The 20,478-nt window shown below is 62.1% G+C and carries 19 protein-coding genes; 13 read left to right on the forward strand and 6 right to left on the reverse strand.

Annotated features, from left to right (window positions below; genetic code table 11):
• Nucleotides 1-172 precede the first annotated feature (172 nt).
• The 8 genes from prmA to ACVI9W_RS09490 all read left to right on the forward strand — a co-directional run bounded on the left by prmA (nucleotide 173) and on the right by ACVI9W_RS09490 (nucleotide 10,557).
• The gene (gene prmA / locus ACVI9W_RS09455) at nucleotides 173-1,051 is read left to right on the forward strand and encodes a 50S ribosomal protein L11 methyltransferase (RefSeq protein WP_461529847.1); all 879 of its coding nucleotides are present in this window, start codon (nucleotides 173-175) and stop codon (nucleotides 1,049-1,051) included.
• Nucleotides 1,052-1,091: 40 nt separating this feature from the next.
• Complete coding sequence (locus ACVI9W_RS09460; protein ID WP_461529848.1) at nucleotides 1,092-2,366, forward strand: DUF3426 domain-containing protein; 1,275 nt, start codon at nucleotides 1,092-1,094, stop codon at nucleotides 2,364-2,366.
• Nucleotides 2,367-2,522: 156 nt separating this feature from the next.
• Nucleotides 2,523-3,536, forward strand: a complete 1,014-nt coding sequence (gene dusB / locus ACVI9W_RS09465; protein ID WP_461529849.1) for a tRNA dihydrouridine synthase DusB — start codon at nucleotides 2,523-2,525, stop codon at nucleotides 3,534-3,536.
• A complete protein-coding gene (gene fis, locus ACVI9W_RS09470) occupies nucleotides 3,533-3,853 on the forward strand; it encodes a DNA-binding transcriptional regulator Fis (protein WP_003186237.1) in 321 nt (106 codons plus the stop codon). Before dusB ends, fis begins: the two co-directional genes overlap by 4 nt.
• A gap of 82 nt (nucleotides 3,854-3,935) precedes the next feature.
• Nucleotides 3,936-5,543: a bifunctional phosphoribosylaminoimidazolecarboxamide formyltransferase/IMP cyclohydrolase gene (purH, locus tag ACVI9W_RS09475; RefSeq protein WP_157194373.1), complete on the forward strand. Its 1,608-nt coding sequence runs from the start codon at nucleotides 3,936-3,938 to the stop codon at nucleotides 5,541-5,543.
• A 157-nt stretch (nucleotides 5,544-5,700) separates the two neighbouring features.
• A complete protein-coding gene (gene purD / locus ACVI9W_RS09480) occupies nucleotides 5,701-6,996 on the forward strand; it encodes a phosphoribosylamine--glycine ligase (protein ID WP_461529850.1) in 1,296 nt (431 codons plus the stop codon).
• A 135-nt stretch (nucleotides 6,997-7,131) separates the two neighbouring features.
• A complete protein-coding gene (locus ACVI9W_RS09485; RefSeq protein WP_461529851.1) occupies nucleotides 7,132-9,903 on the forward strand; it encodes a hybrid sensor histidine kinase/response regulator in 2,772 nt (923 codons plus the stop codon).
• Between the two features lie 57 nt (nucleotides 9,904-9,960).
• Nucleotides 9,961-10,557, forward strand: coding sequence for a MarC family protein (locus ACVI9W_RS09490; protein ID WP_038615090.1), 597 nt, complete (start codon nucleotides 9,961-9,963; stop codon nucleotides 10,555-10,557).
• A gap of 32 nt (nucleotides 10,558-10,589) precedes the next feature.
• Here the strand turns inward: ACVI9W_RS09490 and ACVI9W_RS09495 are convergent, their stop codons facing one another.
• The 6 genes from ACVI9W_RS09495 to cobG form a co-directional block, all read right to left on the reverse strand.
• Complete coding sequence (locus ACVI9W_RS09495; RefSeq protein WP_461529852.1) at nucleotides 10,590-11,279, reverse strand: hypothetical protein; 690 nt, start codon at nucleotides 11,277-11,279, stop codon at nucleotides 10,590-10,592.
• 58 nt (nucleotides 11,280-11,337) lie between these two features.
• Nucleotides 11,338-12,042 carry a hypothetical protein gene (locus ACVI9W_RS09500; RefSeq protein WP_461529853.1) on the reverse strand — a complete coding sequence of 235 codons (705 nt, stop codon included), beginning with the start codon at nucleotides 12,040-12,042 and terminating at the stop codon, nucleotides 11,338-11,340.
• 108 nt (nucleotides 12,043-12,150) lie between these two features.
• Entirely contained in the window at nucleotides 12,151-13,851 is a 1,701-nt protein-coding gene (cobJ, locus tag ACVI9W_RS09505; RefSeq protein WP_461529854.1) for a precorrin-3B C(17)-methyltransferase, read from the reverse strand.
• A complete protein-coding gene (locus ACVI9W_RS09510) occupies nucleotides 13,851-14,585 on the reverse strand; it encodes a precorrin-2 C(20)-methyltransferase (protein ID WP_191830766.1) in 735 nt (244 codons plus the stop codon). The genes cobJ and ACVI9W_RS09510 overlap by 1 nt, the downstream gene beginning before the upstream one ends.
• Complete coding sequence (locus tag ACVI9W_RS09515; protein WP_038615097.1) at nucleotides 14,582-15,208, reverse strand: precorrin-8X methylmutase; 627 nt, start codon at nucleotides 15,206-15,208, stop codon at nucleotides 14,582-14,584. The genes ACVI9W_RS09510 and ACVI9W_RS09515 overlap by 4 nt, the downstream gene beginning before the upstream one ends.
• Entirely contained in the window at nucleotides 15,201-16,538 is a 1,338-nt protein-coding gene (gene cobG / locus ACVI9W_RS09520; protein WP_461529855.1) for a precorrin-3B synthase, read from the reverse strand. The genes ACVI9W_RS09515 and cobG overlap by 8 nt, the downstream gene beginning before the upstream one ends.
• 117 nt (nucleotides 16,539-16,655) lie before the next feature.
• On the opposite strand from cobG, the gene cbiE reads away from it, so the two are divergent.
• The 5 genes from cbiE to vapC are packed head-to-tail and all read left to right on the forward strand — an operon-like array spanning nucleotide 16,656 to nucleotide 20,385.
• Complete coding sequence (gene cbiE, locus ACVI9W_RS09525) at nucleotides 16,656-17,867, forward strand: precorrin-6y C5,15-methyltransferase (decarboxylating) subunit CbiE (protein WP_461529856.1); 1,212 nt, start codon at nucleotides 16,656-16,658, stop codon at nucleotides 17,865-17,867.
• Entirely contained in the window at nucleotides 17,860-18,957 is a 1,098-nt protein-coding gene (locus ACVI9W_RS09530; protein WP_461529857.1) for a cobalt-precorrin-5B (C(1))-methyltransferase, read from the forward strand. The genes cbiE and ACVI9W_RS09530 overlap by 8 nt, the downstream gene beginning before the upstream one ends.
• Nucleotides 18,954-19,685, forward strand: coding sequence for a cobalt-precorrin-6A reductase (locus ACVI9W_RS09535; RefSeq protein WP_461529858.1), 732 nt, complete (start codon nucleotides 18,954-18,956; stop codon nucleotides 19,683-19,685). Before ACVI9W_RS09530 ends, ACVI9W_RS09535 begins: the two co-directional genes overlap by 4 nt.
• Before the next feature lie 59 nt (nucleotides 19,686-19,744).
• Nucleotides 19,745-19,975: a type II toxin-antitoxin system VapB family antitoxin gene (vapB, locus tag ACVI9W_RS09540; protein ID WP_461529859.1), complete on the forward strand. Its 231-nt coding sequence runs from the start codon at nucleotides 19,745-19,747 to the stop codon at nucleotides 19,973-19,975.
• Nucleotides 19,975-20,385 carry a type II toxin-antitoxin system tRNA(fMet)-specific endonuclease VapC gene (vapC, locus tag ACVI9W_RS09545; RefSeq protein ID WP_461529860.1) on the forward strand — a complete coding sequence of 137 codons (411 nt, stop codon included), beginning with the start codon at nucleotides 19,975-19,977 and terminating at the stop codon, nucleotides 20,383-20,385. The genes vapB and vapC overlap by 1 nt, the downstream gene beginning before the upstream one ends.
• Nucleotides 20,386-20,478 lie beyond the last annotated feature (93 nt).

Here is a 20,478-nt window from a genome sequence, read left to right on the forward strand (position 1 = left end):
CATGGGTTCAAAGAACAACCACTCTGCGCAATGCCACCGGTGCCACGGTGGTAGATAATGCTTACCTCACGACGAGCGCCGGGAACTGTCCACTTTGCCGCGCACCTGGCGTAAACTGCGCGCTTCGCGCAGCCTAGGGCTGCCCCTGTAGAATTTTCCAAAGGTGCCCGCCATGCCTTGGCTGCAAGTACGTCTGGCCATCAGCCCGGAACAAGCCGAAACCTATGAAGACGCCCTGCTCGAAGTAGGCGCGGTTTCGGTCACCTTCATGGATGCCGAAGATCAGCCGATTTTCGAACCGGACCTCAACACCACGCCGCTGTGGTCGCACACCCACCTGCTGGCCTTGTTCGAAGCCGATACCGACGCCGCCGCGGTGTTCGCTCACCTGCAACTGCTGACCGGCACCGCACTGCCGGAACACCAGGCCGAAGTCATCGAAGATCAGGACTGGGAACGCAGCTGGATGGACAACTTCCAGCCGATGCGCTTCGGTCAACGTCTGTGGATCGTACCGAGCTGGCATGCCGCACCGGAGCCAGAGGCAGTCAACCTGCTGCTCGACCCGGGCCTGGCGTTCGGCACCGGCACCCACCCGACCACCGCGCTGTGCCTGGAATGGCTCGACGGTCAGGAGCTGAAAGACACCCAAGTGCTCGATTTCGGTTGTGGCTCGGGGATTCTGGCGATTGCCGCCCTGCTGCTCGGCGCCCGTGAAGCGGTCGGCACCGATATTGACGTGCAAGCCCTGGAAGCTTCCCGCGACAATGCCGGACGCAATGGCATCGCCGACGAGAAATTTGCCCTGTACCTGCCGGAGCACATGCCGGCGATGCAGGCTGATGTACTGGTTGCCAACATCCTGGCTGGCCCACTGGTCTCGCTGGCCCCGCAACTGTCCGGGCTGGTGCGTCCGGGTGGCCTGCTGGCACTGTCGGGGATCCTCGCCGAACAGGGCGAAGAGGTTGCCGCAGCCTATGCCAAGGACTTCGACCTGGACCCCATCAGTGTTCGTGACGGCTGGGTACGCATCAGTGGTCGCCGCCGTTAACTGCGCCTAGAATAACTATCTGTATAACCCGGACCGCCGCATGACCGACAGTTTCGTCACTCAGTGCCCGCATTGCCAGACCAGCTTTCGCGTCAGCCACAATCAGTTGAGCGTGGCTCGCGGCGTAGTGCGGTGCGGTGCCTGCCTGCAGGTGTTCAACGCCGCCAAGCAGCTGCTGGAGCAAAGTGCGGCGCAGCAGCCTGCTGCCGAGCCAACGAGCACTGAGCCAACTGCGCCGGAACCGGTGACGCCGGTCAGTCAGCACGCATGGAGCACCACCGAGCTGGACCTCGACCAGCTCGACCTGGATCAGGAGCTGGCGCGCCTGGAACAGCGTGAGATTCAGCCAGTCACCGAGTTCAAGGCCAGCGTCCCTCGTGAAGACAGCCTCAGCGCCCACCGCGACGAGCCGGAAAACGACGACCAGCACTGGCCCGACAGCCTGTTCAGCACCCCGGCCAGCGAGCGTGACACGCTGAACGAGGCGCTCGAAGAGCCGCAGCCACCGCTGGTTGAACAGGAGCCCCTGGACCTTGCGCCTGCGCCGGGTGAACGCACCGAACCGTCGCTGTCACTGGACCCGGACGTCCTCGATGACGATCTGGACGACACCTTGCACCATCAGCAGCCGATCGTCACCGACCTTGACGAGCCGCCTGGCGAACGCCTGTCGGCAAAAGACCCGGACGACGACCTCGACGCAGCGCACAGCAATCTGGACGAACGCCACGAACCTGGCCTCGGCCCGGTCTCCAGCCGCCCGGCACGCAAGGAGCCACTGCTCGACCTGGTCGACGACCCGCTGCAGTTGGACTGGAAAAAGCCCAAGACCCACTGGGGTAAACGCCTGCTGTGGATTTTCCTGGTGCTGCTGGCCGCCGCCGCTCTGGCGGGTCAGTACATCTGGTATCACTTTGACGAACTGGCCCGCCAGGACCAGTATCGCCCCTGGTTCCAGCAGATCTGCCCGCAGGTAGGCTGCGATGTACCTTCGCGCGTCGATATTGCCCGGATCAAGAGCAGCAACCTGGTGGTGCGCAGCCACCCGGACTTCAACGGCGCACTGATCGTCGACGCGATCATCTACAACCGTGCACCGTTCACCCAGCCGTTCCCGCTGCTGGAACTGCGCTTTGCCGACCTCAACGGCCAACTGATCGCCAGCCGGCGCTTCAAACCCGCCGAGTACCTCAGCGGTGAACTGGCCGGCAAAGGTGAAATGCCCAGCCAGGTGCCGATCCACATCGCCCTGGACATCCTCGATCCAGGGCCCAAGGCGGTCAATTACAGCCTGAGCTTCCGCTCTCCCGAATAGCGCCTGGCTTGCCTGCCCGACCGTGCAAACTGTCGGGCATAACGTCGCAGCTGTTCAGATTTTATCCAAATCCATCTTTATCCGGTCACCGAGAGCGGGTATCATGCCCACCCTTTTTCGAACTCTAATGATCCGGCCCCACAACAGGGAACTCCTATGTCGGCGGTACGCATCGGCCCATACACACTGCAGAACAACCTGATCCTCGCGCCGATGGCCGGGGTCACGGACCAGCCATTTCGTCAGCTCTGCCGACGAATGGGTGCAGGCCTGGTGGTGTCGGAGATGGTCAGCAGCGACATGAGCCTGTGGAACAGCCGCAAGTCGCGTCTGCGCATGATTCACCAGGGTGATCCCGAGCCGCGCTCGGTACAGATCGCTGGCGGTGACGCGCAGATGCTCGCAGCGGCGGCCCGGGCCAATGTCGAGGCTGGCGCACAGATCATCGATATCAACATGGGCTGCCCGGCAAAAAAAGTCTGCAACAAAGCTGCAGGCTCTGCTTTATTGAAAGATGAAGCCTTGGTCAGCGAGATCCTCCACGCGGTGGTTGCCGCCGTGGATGTACCGGTCACGCTGAAAATCCGCACAGGATGGGACCGGGCGAACAAAAACGGCCTGACGGTGGCAAAGATTGCCGAACAGGCCGGGATCCAGGCACTGGCAGTACATGGACGCACCCGCGCCGACCTTTACACCGGCGACGCCGAGTACGACACCATCGCGGCAATCAAGCAGGCGGTGTCGATTCCGGTTTTTGCCAACGGCGATATCACTTCGCCAGAAAAGGCCCGGGCCGTGCTTCAGGCGACCGGGGCCGACGGCCTGTTGATAGGCCGGGCTGCCCAAGGGCGGCCGTGGATCTTTCGCGAGATCGAGCATTACCTGCGCACCGGCGAATACTTGCCGGCGCTGCAGCTGCAAGAAGTGGAACGCATTCTGCTGGAGCACCTGGCCGCGCTGCACGCCTTTTATGGCGATGTGATGGGCGTACGCATCGCCCGCAAGCATGTCGGCTGGTACTTGGCAACGCTTCCGGGCGCCAGGGAGTTTCGCGCCCAGTTCAATCGTTTGGAAGATACACAAGCGCAGTGCGCCGACGTTCGCGGCTTTTTCCGCGAGCGTGAACAGAGCCTTGAGACAGAGGACGGACAAGGGGTGGCCGCATGACGATGATGACCGAGACTTTAGTGAGTGGAACAACGCCCGTGAGCGACAACGTCAACCTGAAACAGCACCTGAATACACCGAGCGAAGAGGGTCAGACCCTTCGCGGCAGTGTGGAAAAGGCGCTGCACAACTATTTCGCCCATCTTGAGGGCGCGGCCGTCACGGACGTGTACAACCTGGTGCTCTCGGAAGTCGAAGCGCCGTTGCTCGAAAGCGTGATGAATTACGTCAAGGGCAACCAGACCAAGGCCAGTGAGCTGCTCGGTCTCAACCGCGGCACCTTGCGCAAAAAGCTGAAGCAGTACGATTTGTTGTAAGCAAGCATCCAAACCAGAAAAGGCGGCTCCCATTCGATGAGGTCGCCTTTTTTGCTGACTCCACCGCGTTATGGAATCTGAAATGACCGACCAGACTACCCGCCTGCCGATCCGCCGCGCCTTGATCAGTGTCTCCGACAAGACCGGGATCCTTGAATTCGCCCGTGAGCTGGAACAGCTCGGCGTCGAGATCCTGTCCACCGGCGGCACCTTCAAGCTGCTCCAGGACAACGGCGTTGCCGCGGTGGAAGTTGCCGACTACACCGGTTTTGCCGAAATGATGGACGGCCGGGTCAAGACCCTGCACCCGAAAATCCACGGCGGCATCCTCGGCCGTCGTGGCACCGACGACGCCATCATGGCCGAACACGGGATCAAGCCGATCGACCTGGTCGCGGTCAACCTCTACCCGTTCGAAGCCACCATCTCCAAGCCTGGCTGCGACCTGCCGACCGCCATCGAGAACATCGACATCGGCGGCCCGACCATGGTTCGCTCGGCGGCCAAGAACCACAAAGACGTCGCTATCGTGGTCAACGCCAGCGATTACGCTCAGGTGCTGGAAAGCCTCAAGGCCGGCGGCCTGACCTACGCTCAGCGTTTCGACCTGATGCTCAAGGCGTTCGAGCACACTGCCGCCTACGACGGCATGATCGCCAACTACATGGGCACCGTTAACCAGGCGGCTGAAACGCTGAGCACCGAAGGCCGCAGCGAATTCCCGCGCACCTTCAACAGCCAGTTCGTCAAGGCCCAGGAAATGCGCTACGGCGAGAACCCGCACCAGAGCGCGGCGTTCTATGTCGAAGCCAAGCCTGCCGAAGCCGGCATCGCCACCGCCGTGCAGTTGCAGGGCAAAGAACTGTCGTACAACAACGTGGCCGATACCGACGCCGCGCTGGAATGCGTGAAGAGCTTCGTCAAGCCAGCCTGCGTCATCGTCAAGCACGCCAACCCGTGCGGCGTGGCGGTCAGCCCGGACGCCGAAGGCGGCATCCGCCAGGCCTATGAACTGGCCTACGCTACCGACACCGAGTCGGCCTTCGGCGGCATCATCGCCTTCAACCGCGAACTGGATGCCGAAACCGCCAAGGCCATCGTCGAGCGCCAGTTCGTCGAAGTCATCATCGCCCCGAGCGTCAGCGACGAAGCCCGCGCCGTGGTTGCAGCCAAGGCCAATGTGCGCCTGCTGGCCTGCGGCGAGTGGTCGGCTGAGCGTGCCGCTGCCTGGGACTACAAGCGTGTGACCGGTGGTCTGCTGGTACAGAGCCGTGACATCGGCATGATCAGCGCTGCAGACCTGAAAGTGGTGACCAAGCGTGCACCGACCCAGCAAGAGATCGACGACCTGATCTTCGCCTGGAAAGTGGCCAAGTTCGTCAAATCCAACGCCATCGTCTACGCCAAAGGCCGTCAGACCATCGGTGTCGGCGCCGGCCAGATGAGCCGTGTGAACTCCGCGCGCATTGCTGCAATCAAGGCCGAGCACGCTGGCCTGCAGGTACAGGGTGCGGTCATGGCCTCGGATGCGTTCTTCCCGTTCCGTGACGGTATCGATAACGCAGCTAAAGTGGGTATCACTGCGGTGATCCAGCCAGGTGGTTCGATGCGTGATGCTGAAGTCATCGCTGCCGCTGATGAAGCTGGCATCGCCATGGTGTTCACCGGCATGCGTCACTTCCGTCACTAAGTCATGCAATGCCCCCTGTGGGAGCCGGCCTTGCCGGCGATGGCATCGATAGGGTGCCAGTTGCCAGCGCGGTGCCTGGATCGCTGGCAAGGCCAGCTCCCACAGAAGCGAACCTTGCAGGGTTCCCTTTCCGAATTAGCGTCATCGAGGTTTTGACATGAAAGTTTTGATTATCGGTAGCGGCGGTCGTGAACACGCCCTGGCCTGGAAAGTCGCTCAGGACCCACGGGTCGAGAAAGTCTTCGTTGCCCCAGGCAACGCCGGTACCGCCACCGAAGCCAAGTGCGAGAACGTCGACATCGACGTCACCGCCCTGGAACAGCTGGCCGACTTCGCCGAAAAGAACGTTGCCCTGACCATCGTCGGCCCTGAAGTCCCACTGGTTGCCGGCGTGGTCGACCTGTTCCGCAGCCGCGGTCTGGACTGCTTCGGTCCAACCAAGGGCGCGGCCCAGCTGGAAGGCTCCAAGGCCTTCACCAAGGATTTCCTGGCTCGCCACAAGATCCCTACCGCCGACTACCAGAACTTCACCGAGATCGAGCCGGCCCTGGCCTACCTGCGCGAAAAAGGCGCACCGATCGTGATCAAGGCCGACGGCCTGGCCGCCGGTAAAGGCGTGATCGTTGCCATGACCCTGGCAGAAGCCGAAGACGCCGTCCGCGACATGCTCGCTGGCAACGCGTTCGGTGACGCCGGTTCGCGCGTGGTAATCGAAGAATTCCTCGACGGCGAAGAAGCCAGCTTTATCGTCATGGTCGATGGCAAGAATGTGCTGCCAATGGCCACCAGCCAGGACCACAAACGTGTTGGCGACGGCGACAGCGGCCCGAACACCGGTGGCATGGGCGCCTACTCGCCTGCCCCAGTGGTCACCGCCGAAGTACACCAGCGGGTAATGGACCTGGTGATCTGGCCGACCGTGCGCGGCATGGCGGAAGAAGGCAACGTCTACACCGGTTTCCTGTATGCCGGTCTGATGATCGACAAAGCTGGTAACCCGAAAGTCATCGAGTTCAACTGCCGCTTCGGCGACCCGGAAACTCAACCGGTCATGCTGCGCCTGCAGTCTAGCCTGGTACTGCTGATCGAAGCAGCTTTCGCCGAAGCCCTGGACAAGATTGAAGCCCAGTGGGACCCGCGTCCGAGCCTGGGCGTAGTCCTGGCTGCCGGCGGCTACCCTGGCGATTACAGCAAAGGCGCGGCAATCAACGGCCTGGACGCTGCCGCCAAACTGACCGGCAAGGTGTTCCATGCCGGTACCGCACTGAAGGACGGCCAGGTGGTTGCCACCGGTGGTCGCGTACTCTGCGCCACTGCCTTGGGCGAAACCGTTGAAGCTGCACAACAGCAGGCTTATCGCCTGGCTGCCGAGATCAACTGGGAAGGCAGCTTCTACCGCAAGGACATCGGCTATCGTGCCATTGCCCGCGAACGTGGTGAACATCAGCAGTAAAAATGCGCCTGGAAGCGGTGACGCCCTCGGCGTTCTGCTTCCAGTTCGACGTCAAGGCCCATCATGGGCCTTGCCTTCGCCTTGGCGCGCCGCGCATAGTTATCATTCGGCTCTTTGCTAAGAAAGGATCTCGTCGTGCGTTGGCTCAGGATCGCCATTGGCCTCACCGTCAGCCTGCTGACCCTACTCTGCCTGTTTCCGGCCTCAGCCGAACAAAGCGGTGGCTGGGCGGTTTTGCTCGACGAACAAGCCAACCTGCAGCTCAGCGATATACGTTCCGATCGCTACCGTAATCAATTCAGCCCGATTGAGCTGAACCAACTCGATGCCGCATCGCCTGACCAGGCGCTGTGGTTGCACTATCGCCTGGAACCCGGGCAGCATGAACAATTGCTGCGGGTCTTCGCGCCGGATCTGTCCCGTCTTGATCTTTATGCCCTGGACGGCGACCAGCTGATCAAACACATACACAACGGCCGCCCCTCCGAAAGCGGCGATACCACCGTACGCAGCAGCGATCACCAGCTGGCCTTGCCGGGCAGCGCGCATACGCTGGATATCTACCTGCGCCTGGTTTCCGAGCATCAACTGCGTCCGAGCATCGGCCTGGAGCCTGCCACTCAGGTCGCCGCCGATCAGCGCCAGACCCTGCTGTTCGGCCTGCTGTTCGGCTGCCTGCTGATGTTGATGCTGCACAACCTCATCCGCTTTGCCTATTCGCGCTCCAGCACCAGCCTGAGCCTTGCCGTCTATCATGGCCTGATGTTGCTCAGCGCCCTGATCCTGCTCAACCTCAGCGGGCCCTGGTGGAGCCTCTGGCACTCGGCGCAAACACCAGCAGCCTACCTGACCGCCCTGCTTGCAAGCCTGGCCGGCCTGACCTTCACCTTGCGCTTCTTCAGCCCCTGTGAGCACCCACGCCTGAGCCGCCTGCTCCAGGCAGAGATGATCCTGATCGGGGTCTTCGGCCTGTTGCTGCTGTTTGTCGATACCCTGCCGCTCAACCTGATGACCTATGCGCTGTTCGCCCTCGGCACGTTGAGCATGCTGCTGGTTGCCAGCTACCACTGGCACAAGGGCTATGCGCCGGCACGGCTGTTCGCCTTGTCGATGCTGGCCTTCAACATTGGCTGCCTGGTGGTACTTCCGGCCCTCCTCGGCCTGACCCGCACGCCGACACAATGGCTGCTGTTCATTCTTCTGGGCCTCACCAGTTTCAGCGGCCTGCTGCTCAATCTGTCGGTCAGCGAGCGCCTGCGCCGGATCAGTGAAGAGCGCTTCAGCGCCAGTTGTGCGCTGGCGGCCAGCAACGCCGAGATCAACGCCAAGGCCGAGTTCCTGGCCAAGATCAGCCATGAGATCCGCACGCCGATGAACGGCGTACTGGGCATGACCGAACTGCTGCTGGGTACCCCGCTGTCGGTCAAGCAGCGCGACTACGTGCAAACCATCCACAGCGCCGGCAACGAACTGCTCACCCTGATCAACGAGATTCTCGACATTTCCAAGCTTGAGTCCGGGCAGATCGAGCTGGACGATGTGCAGTTCGATCTCAACGCGCTGATCGAGGATTGCCTGAGTATTTTCCGCGCCAAGGCCGAACAGCAGAACATCGAGCTGATCAGCTTCACCCAGCCGCAAGTACCGCGGGTCATCAGCGGTGACCCGACACGCCTGCGCCAGGCGCTGCTCAGCCTGCTGGAAAACGCCCTGAAGAAAACCGAGCAAGGCGAAATCCTTCTGGTGGTGGCGCTCGATCAGCGCGGCAACGCGCCACGTCTGCGCATTGCCGTGCAGGACAGTGGCGAGGCCATTTCCCCAGGCGACCGCGAAGCCCTGTTGCAGGCCGAATTGCACAGCAAGCACTTTCTTTCCAGCAACAAGCTGGGCGGGCATCTGGGCCTGGTCATCGCCAAGCAACTGATTACCCTGATGCAAGGTGAGTTCGGGATCAAGACCAGCCACGGCATGGGCAACACCTTGTGGCTGACCCTGCCGCTCGATCCGCAGCGCCTCGAACAGCCTCCCACCGATCTCGACGGCCCGCTGCGCGGCGCCCGGGTACTGGTGGTGGACGACAACGACACCTGCCGCAAGGTCCTGGTGCAACAGTGCAGTGCCTGGGGCATGAACGTCAGCGCCGTGCCTTCGGGCAAGGAAGCCCTGGCCTTGCTGCGCACCAAGGCGCACCTGCGCGATTATTTCGATGCGGTCCTGCTCGACCAGAACATGCCCGGCATGACCGGCATGCAGCTGGCAGCCAAGATCAAAGAAGACCCGAGCCTGAACCATGACATCCTGCTGATCATGCTCACCGGCATCAGCAATGCGCCGAGCAAGGTCATCGCGCGCAATGCCGGGGTCAAGCGGATCCTGGCCAAACCGGTCGCCGGTTACACCCTCAAGACCACCCTGGCCGAAGAACTGGCGCAACGCAGCAAAGGCCAGCCGAGCATTCCGGCTCCTGTCAGCCTGAGCCCGCCGCTGAACCTGCCCAGTGACTTCCGTATTCTGGTGGCAGAAGACAACAGCATTTCGACCAAAGTCATCCGCGGCATGCTTGGCAAACTCAATCTCGAACCCGATACCGCCAGCAACGGCGAAGAAGCCCTGCAGGCGATGAAAGCCCAGCGCTACGACCTGGTGTTGATGGACTGCGAAATGCCCGTGCTCGATGGCTTCTCAGCCACCCAGCAGCTGCGCATCTGGGAACTCAGCAACCAGCGCAAGCGCACTCCAGTGGTGGCCCTGACGGCGCACATTCTTGCCGAACACAAGGAACGCGCACGCCTGGCCGGCATGGACGGCCATATGGCCAAACCGGTCGAGCTGTCACAGTTGCGCGAATTGATCGAACACTGGGTCGCCCAGCGCGAAAGCGCATCCTCTCAGGTGCCGACCCCGTAAACCGTCAGACCCCTGATACACTTGCTTCTCGTCCCCTGTCCATCGCGAGCTCAGACCATGCTCCATGAGTTGTTCAGCGTCTACCTGAAAATGCTCGTGCTCTACAGCCCGTTCTTTGTGCTCTCCTGCTTTATCAGCCTGACACGCGGCTACTCCAGCAAGGAGCGCAAACAACTGGCCTGGCGGGTGGCATTCGCAGCGTTGATCGCCAGCGTGGTGCTGTATCTGTTCGGCAGACAAATCTTCGGGGTGTTCGGCATCACCCCCGATGCCTTCCGCATCGGTGCCGGCAGCGTGCTGTTCATCTCTGCGCTAGCCATGGCCCAGGGTAAGTCCGCCGTACAGACTGATAACGTTCAGCAGGACGTCACCATCGTCCCACTGACCATTCCCCTGACCGTCGGCCCCGGTACTATCGGCGCCCTGCTGGTCATGGGTGTCGGCCAGCCTGAGTGGGACGACAAGTTACTGGCCATTATCAGTATTGCCCTGGCCAGCTTCACCGTCGGCCTGGTGCTGTACCTCTCGCACCGGATCGAACGGCTTCTTGGCGATCAGGGTTTGCAGATCGTCAGCCGGTTGATGGGGCTGTTCGTCTGTGCACTGGCGGCGCAGATCATCTTCAGCGGGATCAAGGGTTACCTGGCCTTATAAGACACACCCGCTGCTAATGGCTCATTCATAGCCTATCCCCTGGCACCGAACGGCATGACATATTGAGATCGAAGCAGCTCCAAGCGCTTTTCCAGCAGCGCTCTGACCCCTGAAAAAACACCGGGGAACAGTTCGCCAACAAAGCTTCTGGTCACCTGATGGTTAATTTCTTCAGCCTGCAATTCCTGTGTTAACCAATGCCCATCCATGGACTGACGGGTTTCCAGGAACAGGCTGCTCGCCACCACTCGCAAGCCAGGCAGTACCACCCGCAGCTCAAAAGCAAGACGAGTGATCGGCTTGTCGCACGGATCCTGTACCCGCTCCAGCGCCTCGGTGCCCAACACCTGCAGTGCGGGGTGCGTAGCAGGCAATGCTTGAACCTTCGCCAGTTCGTCGTTCAAGACAGGCAGCATCTGGGCGGGCAGTAACGTGCTCAACGCTTCCCAGGCAATCGCCAGAGGTGTGCCGGGCGCGGGCGCCTTCACTACCTTGGTCTTCTCGGCAGAGGCACTGACAACCCAGCCCAGCCCGGTATGCCTGTCCATATAAGTGCCATGCCACTGCTTGTTTTCACCCAGCAACAGGAACTCGGCTGAAGCGTTAAGCCAGGCAAACAGTTGAGAGTCGATGGCATCGTGGCGCTCACGCTCATCAAGATCAGTGGACAGCAGCAACAGGCAGTTGCCGGACAGCATTAATGAAAATGTTTGCGTATGCATCTCAAACCTCCCTGTACCAAACAGAAACACCGGCGACCGCAGTCGCCGGTGCCCGCCTTCACGAGCGTTTTTTCGGCTCGATTGACAGGGTGAGCACGTCCTTCTTGCTTTTATCGCCTACACGCTCAATCAGCGTGTCTTTTACCTGGTCATAAAGACCTCGGTGGAAGGACAAGGCGGCAGCGCCGGTATAGGTATCCGAATGGCTGGAGCTCCACTCAAAGACCAACACATTGGTTTTGCCCGGAGGCGACTCGGTGCTCTGCACACAGCCGACGCTCAGCATCACCTCACCATTGGCGTCCTGGGTACATACCGCCATGTTCAGTGCTGTGCCTTCTTTCTCGGCTCTGGTGCGATCGAATAGCGCGGTGGCCTCAGGATTTTTCGCCAAGGTATCAACCGCGTCGCTGGCAACGCCAACCAGTGTGGCGATGGTCGTGGCGCCGCCGGTGGCGTAACCCAGGCCAGCCTGCACGGCCTTGACCAACAGGTTCTTGACCGACAGGTTCTGAGAACTTGCGACTTCCTTGGTGTACGAATACTTGATTGGCAGCCAACCGCAGGTTTGCATGGTCTGCAGGTAGGTCTGGAACCATTGCTGGCCTTCGGTTGTCGGAAAATACTGCGCCGAAGCGGCGAGGGTACTGAACAGATGGCTGTACTTGAGTGCGTCGCTGTTTTCCTTGGACAAACCCACGAACACCAGAAGGTCGCCGTTGTTCAACTGGACATTGTTGCCAGCGCTTTGAATTTCACTCATGAGTGCTCTTCCTTGATCATTGATGGGGATGGCTTGCTGGCAAGCCACCCCCATCACATTGATCCGTCAGAGACACAATGGGCACGGTGAAACATGCCCTCTGGGGAGTCAGGGTTTGTGACCGTACCACCGGGGCGTATAAACCCATGGCTGCCGCCCCGGACGATCGAAGGCAACAGTAGTAGAGGAGCCGATCAGCACCATGGTTCTCATGTCCACATCCTCCGGCGTCAACGCGTGCAACTGGAGGACGCGCAGTGTCTGCCCTGGCCGACCCACATCACGGCCAAGGACTACAGGCGTTGTCCCAAGACGGTGTTGGCGCACGATCTCCAGTGCCCGCCCCAACTGCCAGGGCCGTGAGCGCGAGATCGGGTTGTAGAACGCCAACGCCAGATCGGCCTGACAGGCGAGGTCCAGGCGCTTCTCGATAATCGACCAGGGTTTGAGGTTGTCCGATAGCGACAGCACACAGAAGTCATGCCCCAGCGGCGCACCGGCCTGGGCGGCAGTGGCCAGAGACGCGGAAACGCCGGGCAGCACTTCAAGGTCAACCGCATGCCAGTGCGGATCAGTGGACTCGTGCAACGCCTCAAGCACCGCAGCGGCCATCGCAAATACACCCGGGTCGCCAGAGGACACCACCACCACCGAGCGCCCTTGGGCGGCCAGCTCGAAGGCATGCCGGGCGCGCTGCATTTCTTCGCGGTTGTCGGTGCAATGCATGACCTGGTCCGCCCGGAACGGGCCGGCCATGCGCACATAGGTTTCATAACCGAGGATATCGTTGGCCCGGGCCAGCTCGGCCTTGACTGCGGGCACCATGAGTTCGGCCGCGCCTGGGCCGAGACCGATCACCGCCAGACGACCGCGGGCGCGACCGATCTGCAACGGGTCAATGGGCTGGTTCGAAACCAGAATTGCCAGACCTTCGCTCACCGGCTGCGGTGGCAGCAACTGCGGCAACGCCTGTGCTGCCAGGGCACTGGCGTTTTCGGCAGCCGGCGCGAAACGCAGCGCAACACCCAGCTCGGCCGCTGCCGCGTGCAGGTCCGGATCAGCCATCAACGAATCGCTCGCCAACAGACAAGCCAAGGCGGGCTCGGCGATGCGTGCACTACGCAATGCATCACGTACCACTGTGGCCAGCGCCGGCACGACAGCCGTGACCGCCAGCATCACGCAACGCGGATAGATCACCAGCTCATGGGCCGAAACTTCCCGCGCGTCGCAGCCAACATGGATGGCCAGTTGCGCCTGATCGCTCTGCGGCAATTGGGCATCGGCGAGCCAGGGCGCCTCCCCGTCGATACGCACCGATTCGCCAGCCAACAGGTCGCTGACAAAACGCTTGCCCAGCTCCAGATCGGCCAGGGCATAGCCACTGGGCGGGTTGAGCAGGCAGGTACCAAAACGCAGTTCGCCACTGGTGGTGATTGCCGCGGCAACACCCAGGCCTGCGGCTATTTCCCGGGCCATGAGGTTGACCCCGCCAAGACCACCGAGCAGCGGCACCACAGCACTGCCATCCTCGGCCACAGCCAGTACCGGTGGCTCGACGCCCTTCTCCAGCAGCAGGCTGGCCAGGGTGCGGATAACGATACCGGCCGCGCACAAGGCGATGATCGGTGTGTCCTGTAGATAGAGCTGGCGCACAGTGGCGCCGAACTCGTGATAGCTGCGATCGACGTCTTCGACCCGGCCCTGCAGGCCATGGATCAACGCGTCCGGATACAGCTGCTGGATCTTGCGGGCAGTGGCGAGGCTGCCGGTGCCGAGAATGACAATCGCCGGTGCTTTGCGCGTCATCACCCCTGCCACCTTTCGCCCGGAACGATGATCAGCGAGAAATACGGCGACGACTGCGGATCGACCTCGTCCAAGGCAACGATCTTCTGATTGGCCATGGTTGCCCGCTCCACGTACAGAGCACGCTCGGCCAGACCGAGCTCAGCCAGTACTGCACGGACCTTGGGGAAGTTGCGCCCAAGCTTCATGATCACTGCGGCATCGGCATCGGCCAGTCGACGCTTGAGCTCATCGTGCGGCAACACACCTGACAACACCGACAGGCTCTGGTTGCGATAGACCAGCGGCGCACCCAATACCGAAGCACCGCCAAGCATCGAGCAGACCCCCGGAATCACCTCGGCATCGTAACGTTCGGCGAGCCGGTCATGCAGGTACATGTAGGAGCCATAGAAGAACGGATCACCTTCGCAGATCACCGCGACATCGCGCCCGGCATCCAGATGGGCAGCCACTTCCAGCGCGGCCTCATCATAAAAATCGCTGATTACCTGTTCGTACGACAACGGTGCGGGCAGCGCTTCGGTGGTCACCGGATACACCAGCGGCAGCAGCGTCTGGGCCTCCTGCAAGTGACCTTCGATGATGCCAAAGGCATTGCCACGCTTGCCCTTGGCGACGAAGTAAGCCACCACTGGCGATTCGCGCAGCAGGCGCAAGGCCTTGAGGGTAATCAGTTCCGGATCGCCGGGGCCCACGCCCAGGCCAAGCAAACGTCCACGAGCCTGCATCATTCGACCTCCGTGGCCAGGGCATTGACCGCAGCCGCCGCCATGGCGCTGCCGCCCAGACGGCCCTGCATGATCACAAAAGGCACGCCACGGCTGTCGGCAGCGAGCATCGCCTTGGATTCGGCAGCACCGACAAAGCCCACCGGGAAACCGAGAATCAACGCCGGTTTCGGTGCACCGGCATCGAGCATTTCCAGTAGGTAGAACAACGCGGTCGGCGCGTTGCCAATCACCACCACGCTACCTTCAAGGTGCGGGCGCCAGAGTTCCAGGGCCACCGCCGAGCGGGTGTTGCCCAGCTCACGGGCCAGATCCGGTACCTGTTCGTCACGCAACGTACAGATCACCGGGTTATTGGCTGGCAGTCGAGCACGGGTGATGCCCTCGGAAACCATCCGTGCATCGCAGAGAATCGGCGCACCGGCGGCCAGGGCATCACGCCCGGCCTTGCCGGCGCCTGGCGAAAACTGCAGGCCATCAATGGCATCGACCATGCCGCACGCATGGATCACCCGAACCGCGAGTTTTTCCAGATCGGCAGGAATACGATCGAGCCGCGCTTCCTCCCGAATGATCGCGAAGGAATTGCGATAGATCTCCTGACCATCGCGGATGTAATCAATCATCAAGGGTGCTCCGTGGGCAGGCGTCTAGCAGTGCGCCGGCTTCTTTCAGTGTGAGGTTGCGTGCGCGCAGGCTGCCGAAACCCGGCTGGGCTGCGTCACGCAGATACAAGTCATAGTGGCCCGGGCTTTGCGCCAGCAAGGTGGCCGGAGCGACGTGGGCCATGGCACAGGAACGTGGACAGCCGCTCAGGTGCACACTGGCCGGGGCGCCGCTGGTGAGCAATGTGGCCAGCAGCCGGGCATCGCCCTTGGTCTCGGCCTGGGCCTTGGCGCACCCGGCAGAACCGGTGCAGGCAACCAGACGAGCCAGCTGTTCATCTGCCGAGCACAGCAGGCCGAGCTGGGCCAGTCCGGTCTGAACGGCGTCGACGTGGCGGTGTGGGATATTGGGTAGCAACAGGCTCTGCCAAGGCGTCATGCGCAGACTGCCGTCACCCCATTCACGCGCCAGTTGCGCAGCGCCGCGCAGCATCGACGGGCTCAGGCGGCCCAACGGTGCAGCACCGCCGACCGCGCTCAGGTCAGCTTGGCGCTGTGGATAAACCCCCAGATAGCGGCTGCCAGCCGTTGCCGGGCGACGCCATTGCAAGACAGCCGGGTCGCGACGGATCGACAAACCGAGCCCCGCGAAAAAATCGTCTGGCGAATGCTCGACCAGCAACTGACGCATACGCGCTTGCTCTGGTGTGGCCAGGTCGAGAAAGCGATGGAGCACCGCCAGCACCAGCGCATGCCCCTGAGCCAGGGGCACAGCACCCAGGGGTGAATCCTGCGCAGGGCAACCTGCCAGGCCAAACGCCAGCCATAGTGCACCATCCAGCTGCACGGCGCTGAGCCACAGGTCATGGGGGTGTTCAAGCATCGCCAACGCTTCGCCGCCATCCAGCTGCACGGCGAACTTGGCTGAAAGCTGATGGAAGCGCTCCGTGGTTTCCAGCGCCTGCAGCAGCTGCGCCGCCAAAGGGCGGGTGTCGAACAGCAACTGCGGATCGACCCCGGCTACCGGGCTGAGCATCAGGTTACGGACATCGTCCCCCGCAGCATCGCGCGGGCCCAGGCCGGCCGCCAACAACAGTTCGATCAGCCCGGCCTGTTCGTTGCCGATGCCACGGACCTGCAGATTGCCGCGGTTGGTGGCCTCGATCTCGCCAGCGGCAAACCGTTCGGTAGCACTAGCGACCGCATCAGCCTGGTCAGCCGTGAGCGCACCGCCGGCCAGCTTGATCCGGCAAATCCCACCGTCTTTGGCCTGGACGATGCGCAGCAACCCCGGACAGGCCGAGGGGCGCAACGAAGCGTGGGGCTGGTGGGCCGATACAGGCTGGTTCAAAAGGTCACCCGACAATCGTGAAAAGGCACTTCAGTGTAGAAGGCGCGGTATTATGCCTGCTTTGTCCGAAGGCATGAAAAGCCTGCCGGTCGGATTGCTGGGTATTGAGGAAAACGCATGTCGCCGTGGCTGACTGTAGTAGGTATCGGTGAAGACGGCTTCAGTGGCCTGGGCAAGAATGCCCGGCGTGCACTGTTGGCTGCTTCACGGGTGTTTGGCGGCCAGCGTCAGCTGGATTTGCTGCCGCGCTGCATACGCGGCGAACGCCTGTTGTGGCCCAGCCCTTTCTCCCTGGCGCCAGTGCTGGCCCTGCGCGGCGAACCGGTGTGCGTGCTGGCCAGCGGTGACCCGATGTTCTTCGGGGTGGGCGCCAGCTTCGCCCGCCAGCTCGACGCCGATGAGATGAACGTGTTGCCGATGCCCTCCTCCTGCGCCCTGGCCGCTGCGCGTCTGGGCTGGCCGTTGCAGGAGGTGACGACACTGTCGGTGGTGGCCCGGCCACTCAGTGCCCTCAATGTTCATCTGTACAGCGGTGTGCGCCTGTTGGTGCTGAGCAACGATGGCAGCAGCCCGGCGGCGATTGCCGCGTTGCTGCGCGAACGTGGCTTCGGACCAAGCCGTATACAGGTCTTCGAGCACCTTGGCGGTAGCGCCGAACGCTGCCTCGAAGGCACTGCCGGACGCTGGCCGCACAGCGACATCGCCGACTTGAACCTGGTTGCCATCGAATGCCTGGCCGCCCCCGATGCACCGCGGCTGTCGCCCCTGGCAGGTCTGCCTGACGCCGCCTTCGAGCACGACGGTCAACTGACCAAACGTGACGTACGCGCCATCACCCTCGCCCGCCTGGCGCCGCAACCGGGTGAGTTGCTGTGGGATGTCGGCGCTGGCAGCGGCTCGATCGGCATCGAGTGGATGCGCGCCCATCCCAGTTGCCGGGCACTGGCGATTGAATCCGATGAGGGTCGCCAACAACTGATCGAACACAACCGCGATGCCCTTGGCGTCCCTGGCCTGCAATTGATCCGTGGCCGTGCTCCGCAGGCGCTGGAGGGACTGGAACGCCCGGATGCGATCTTCATCGGTGGCGGTGTCACCCGTGAAGGTGTGCTGCAACATTGCTGGGCGCAACTGCGCCCGGGTGGCCGCCTGGTGGCCAATGCAGTGACCCTGCAAAGCGAGCTGACCCTGGTCAACTGGCGTGAACAACATGGCGGCGAACTGACCCGCATCCATATCGCCCAGGCCCAGCCGCTGGGCGAGTTCGATACCTGGCGCCAGGCCTTGCCGATCACCCTGCTAGAAGCGATCAAACCCGCTGATGCGTGACGAGACCCAGGAACAACCCGCCCCCCTGCGCAGCGGCCTGACCACCGGCAGCTGCGCCACTGCCACCAGTCTTGCTGCGGCACGCCTGCTGCTGACCGGTGCCCAGAGCGACGCAGTGCAGATCACCTTGCCCAAGGGCAAGCAGGTGCAGATGCGCCTGGAATTCTGTCGCCTGCATGCGGACGGCGCCGAAGCCGGCACCCTCAAGGATGCCGGTGACGACCCGGATGTCACCCATGGTGCCCTGCTCTACAGTCGCGTGCGCCTGCAGGCTGAACCCGGTGTGCGCTTTGTCGCTGGCACAGGCGTGGGTACCGTGACCCGTCCAGGTCTGGTCCTGGCGGTGGGCGAACCGGCGATCAACCCGGTGCCACGGCGGATGATGACCGAGCACCTGCAGCAGCTTGCCGAAGCGTGTGCGTACAACGGCGGTTTTGAAGTCACGGTAAATGTGCAGGACGGCGAAAGCCTGGCGCTGAAAACCATGAACCCGCGCCTGGGCATTCTGGGTGGTCTGTCGATTCTTGGCACCAGCGGCATCGTTCGGCCGTTCTCCTGCTCGGCCTATATTGCCTCGATCCACCAGGGTATCGATGTGGCGAAAACCAACGGCTACCTGCACATCGCCGCCTGCACCGGCAACGCCAGCGAAGACACCATGCGTCGGGTCTACAACCTGCCGGAAATCGCCCTGATCGAAATGGGCGACTTCGTCGGTGCAGTACTCAAGCACCTGCGTAAAGTGCCTGTGGATAAACTCAGCCTGTGCGGCGGCTTCGGCAAGATCAGCAAGCTTGCTGCCGGGCACATGGACCTGCACAGCCGCCACTCCAGTATCGACTTGCCGCAACTGGCCGAGTGGGCCGCAGCCATAGGTGCCGGCAGCGACTTGCAAGCGGCGATTCGCCAGGCCAATACCAGCCAGCAGGCCCTGGCCATGGCCAGCGCTGCGGGCATCGCCCTGGGTGATGCAGTCTGCGCCCATGCCCTGGCCTTTGCGCGCAGCGTAGTGCCTGCCCAGGTGCAGGTAGAAGTGTTTGCCATCGACCGGCAAGGCGGCATCGTCGGCCATGCGGGGGCCTTTGCATGAAACGGATTCTGTTACTTGGCGGCGTCACCGAGGCATTGGCCATTGCCCGTACCCTGGGCCCGGAGCATGTCTACAGCCTGGCCGGGATCGGCCGGGTGCCCAATGACTTGAATTGTCAGGTGCGGGTTGGCGGTTTTGGTGGGGCCGAGGGCTTGGCCGCTTATCTACTCGCGGAAAACATCGACCTGTTGGTCGACGCTACCCATCCCTATGCTGCGCAGATCAGCGCCAACGCAGCCCGCGCCGCACAGCTAACCGGCATTCCCTGCTGGGCCCTGCGACGGCCGGCCTGGCAGGCGCAAGCCGGAGATGACTGGCGCGAAGTGGCCGACTGGGCCGAATTGATCGAAGCGCTGCGGCCGTTCCGGCGTCCGCTGTTCACCCTTGGCCGCGAGCCCTTGCAGCATCTCGACGAAATCCCGGAGCAGCAGTTCTGGACCTTGCGTGCTCTGGAAGCCTGTCCGGGTAATGAGCGTTGCGAAGTGATCGGCGCACGCGGACCGTTTCACCTCGAAGACGAACGTGCGTTGTTCGAGCGCCGGCAGATTGATGTGCTGATCAGCAAGAACAGTGGCAGCGGTGCTACGGAGCCCAAACTCGAAGTTGCGCGGGAGCGTGGTTTGCCGGTGCTGGTTTTGAAGCGGCCTGAGTTGCCGGGGGTGGATCGGGAGTTATTTGGTGTTGGTGAGATGATCGCTGCACTCAAACAGCAATGTATATCCCGTTGACATATACCTGACTCAGCATAAACTCGGACATACATTCAGACTTTCCAAGGAGGCCCTCCATGGATCAAGGTGCCGTCTTCAAAAGCAACCGCAGCCAGGCCATCCGCTTGCCTAAATCCGTCGCCTTACCTGAAAACATCACACGTGTGGATGTTGTCGCCATCGGTCGCACCCGAATCATCTCGCCTGCGGGTGAGGCGTGGGACAACTGGTTCGAGGGTGAGTGCGTCAGTCCGGATTTCATGGCCTCGCGAGAGCAGCCAGCTGATCAGGAACGCGAAGGGTTCTGATGCTCAAGTTCATGCTCGACACCAACATCTGCATCTTCACCCTCAAGAACAAGCCTGAGGAGGTACGTGAAGCGTTCAATCGTCATCACGGCCAACTGTGCATCAGCACCATCACATTGATGGAGTTGATCTACGGGGCAGAGAAGTCAGCTGTGCCTGAACGCAATCTATCCGTAATCGAAGGGTTTGCCGCACGCCTCGAAGTCCTCAATTACGATAGTCATGCCGCAGCTCACAGCGGCCAGCTGCGCGCAGAACTGGCCAGAGCCGGCACACCGGTCGGCCCCTATGACCAGATGATCGCCGGGCACGCACGTTCTCTCGGGCTTGTGCTGGTGAGCAATAATCTGCGCGAGTTTCAGCGGGTTCCGGGGTTGCGTGTGGAAGACTGGTTGACCCCGGTTAATTAGCGAAGCCGCAGGACAAGCCCGCGCCCACAGGCCCTGCATCGCTCCTCAGGACATTCCTACGACCAAGCCTATTGCTGCTTCAGATTCATCCGA

The organism is Pseudomonas sp. 210_17 TE3656 (assembly GCF_054821965.1).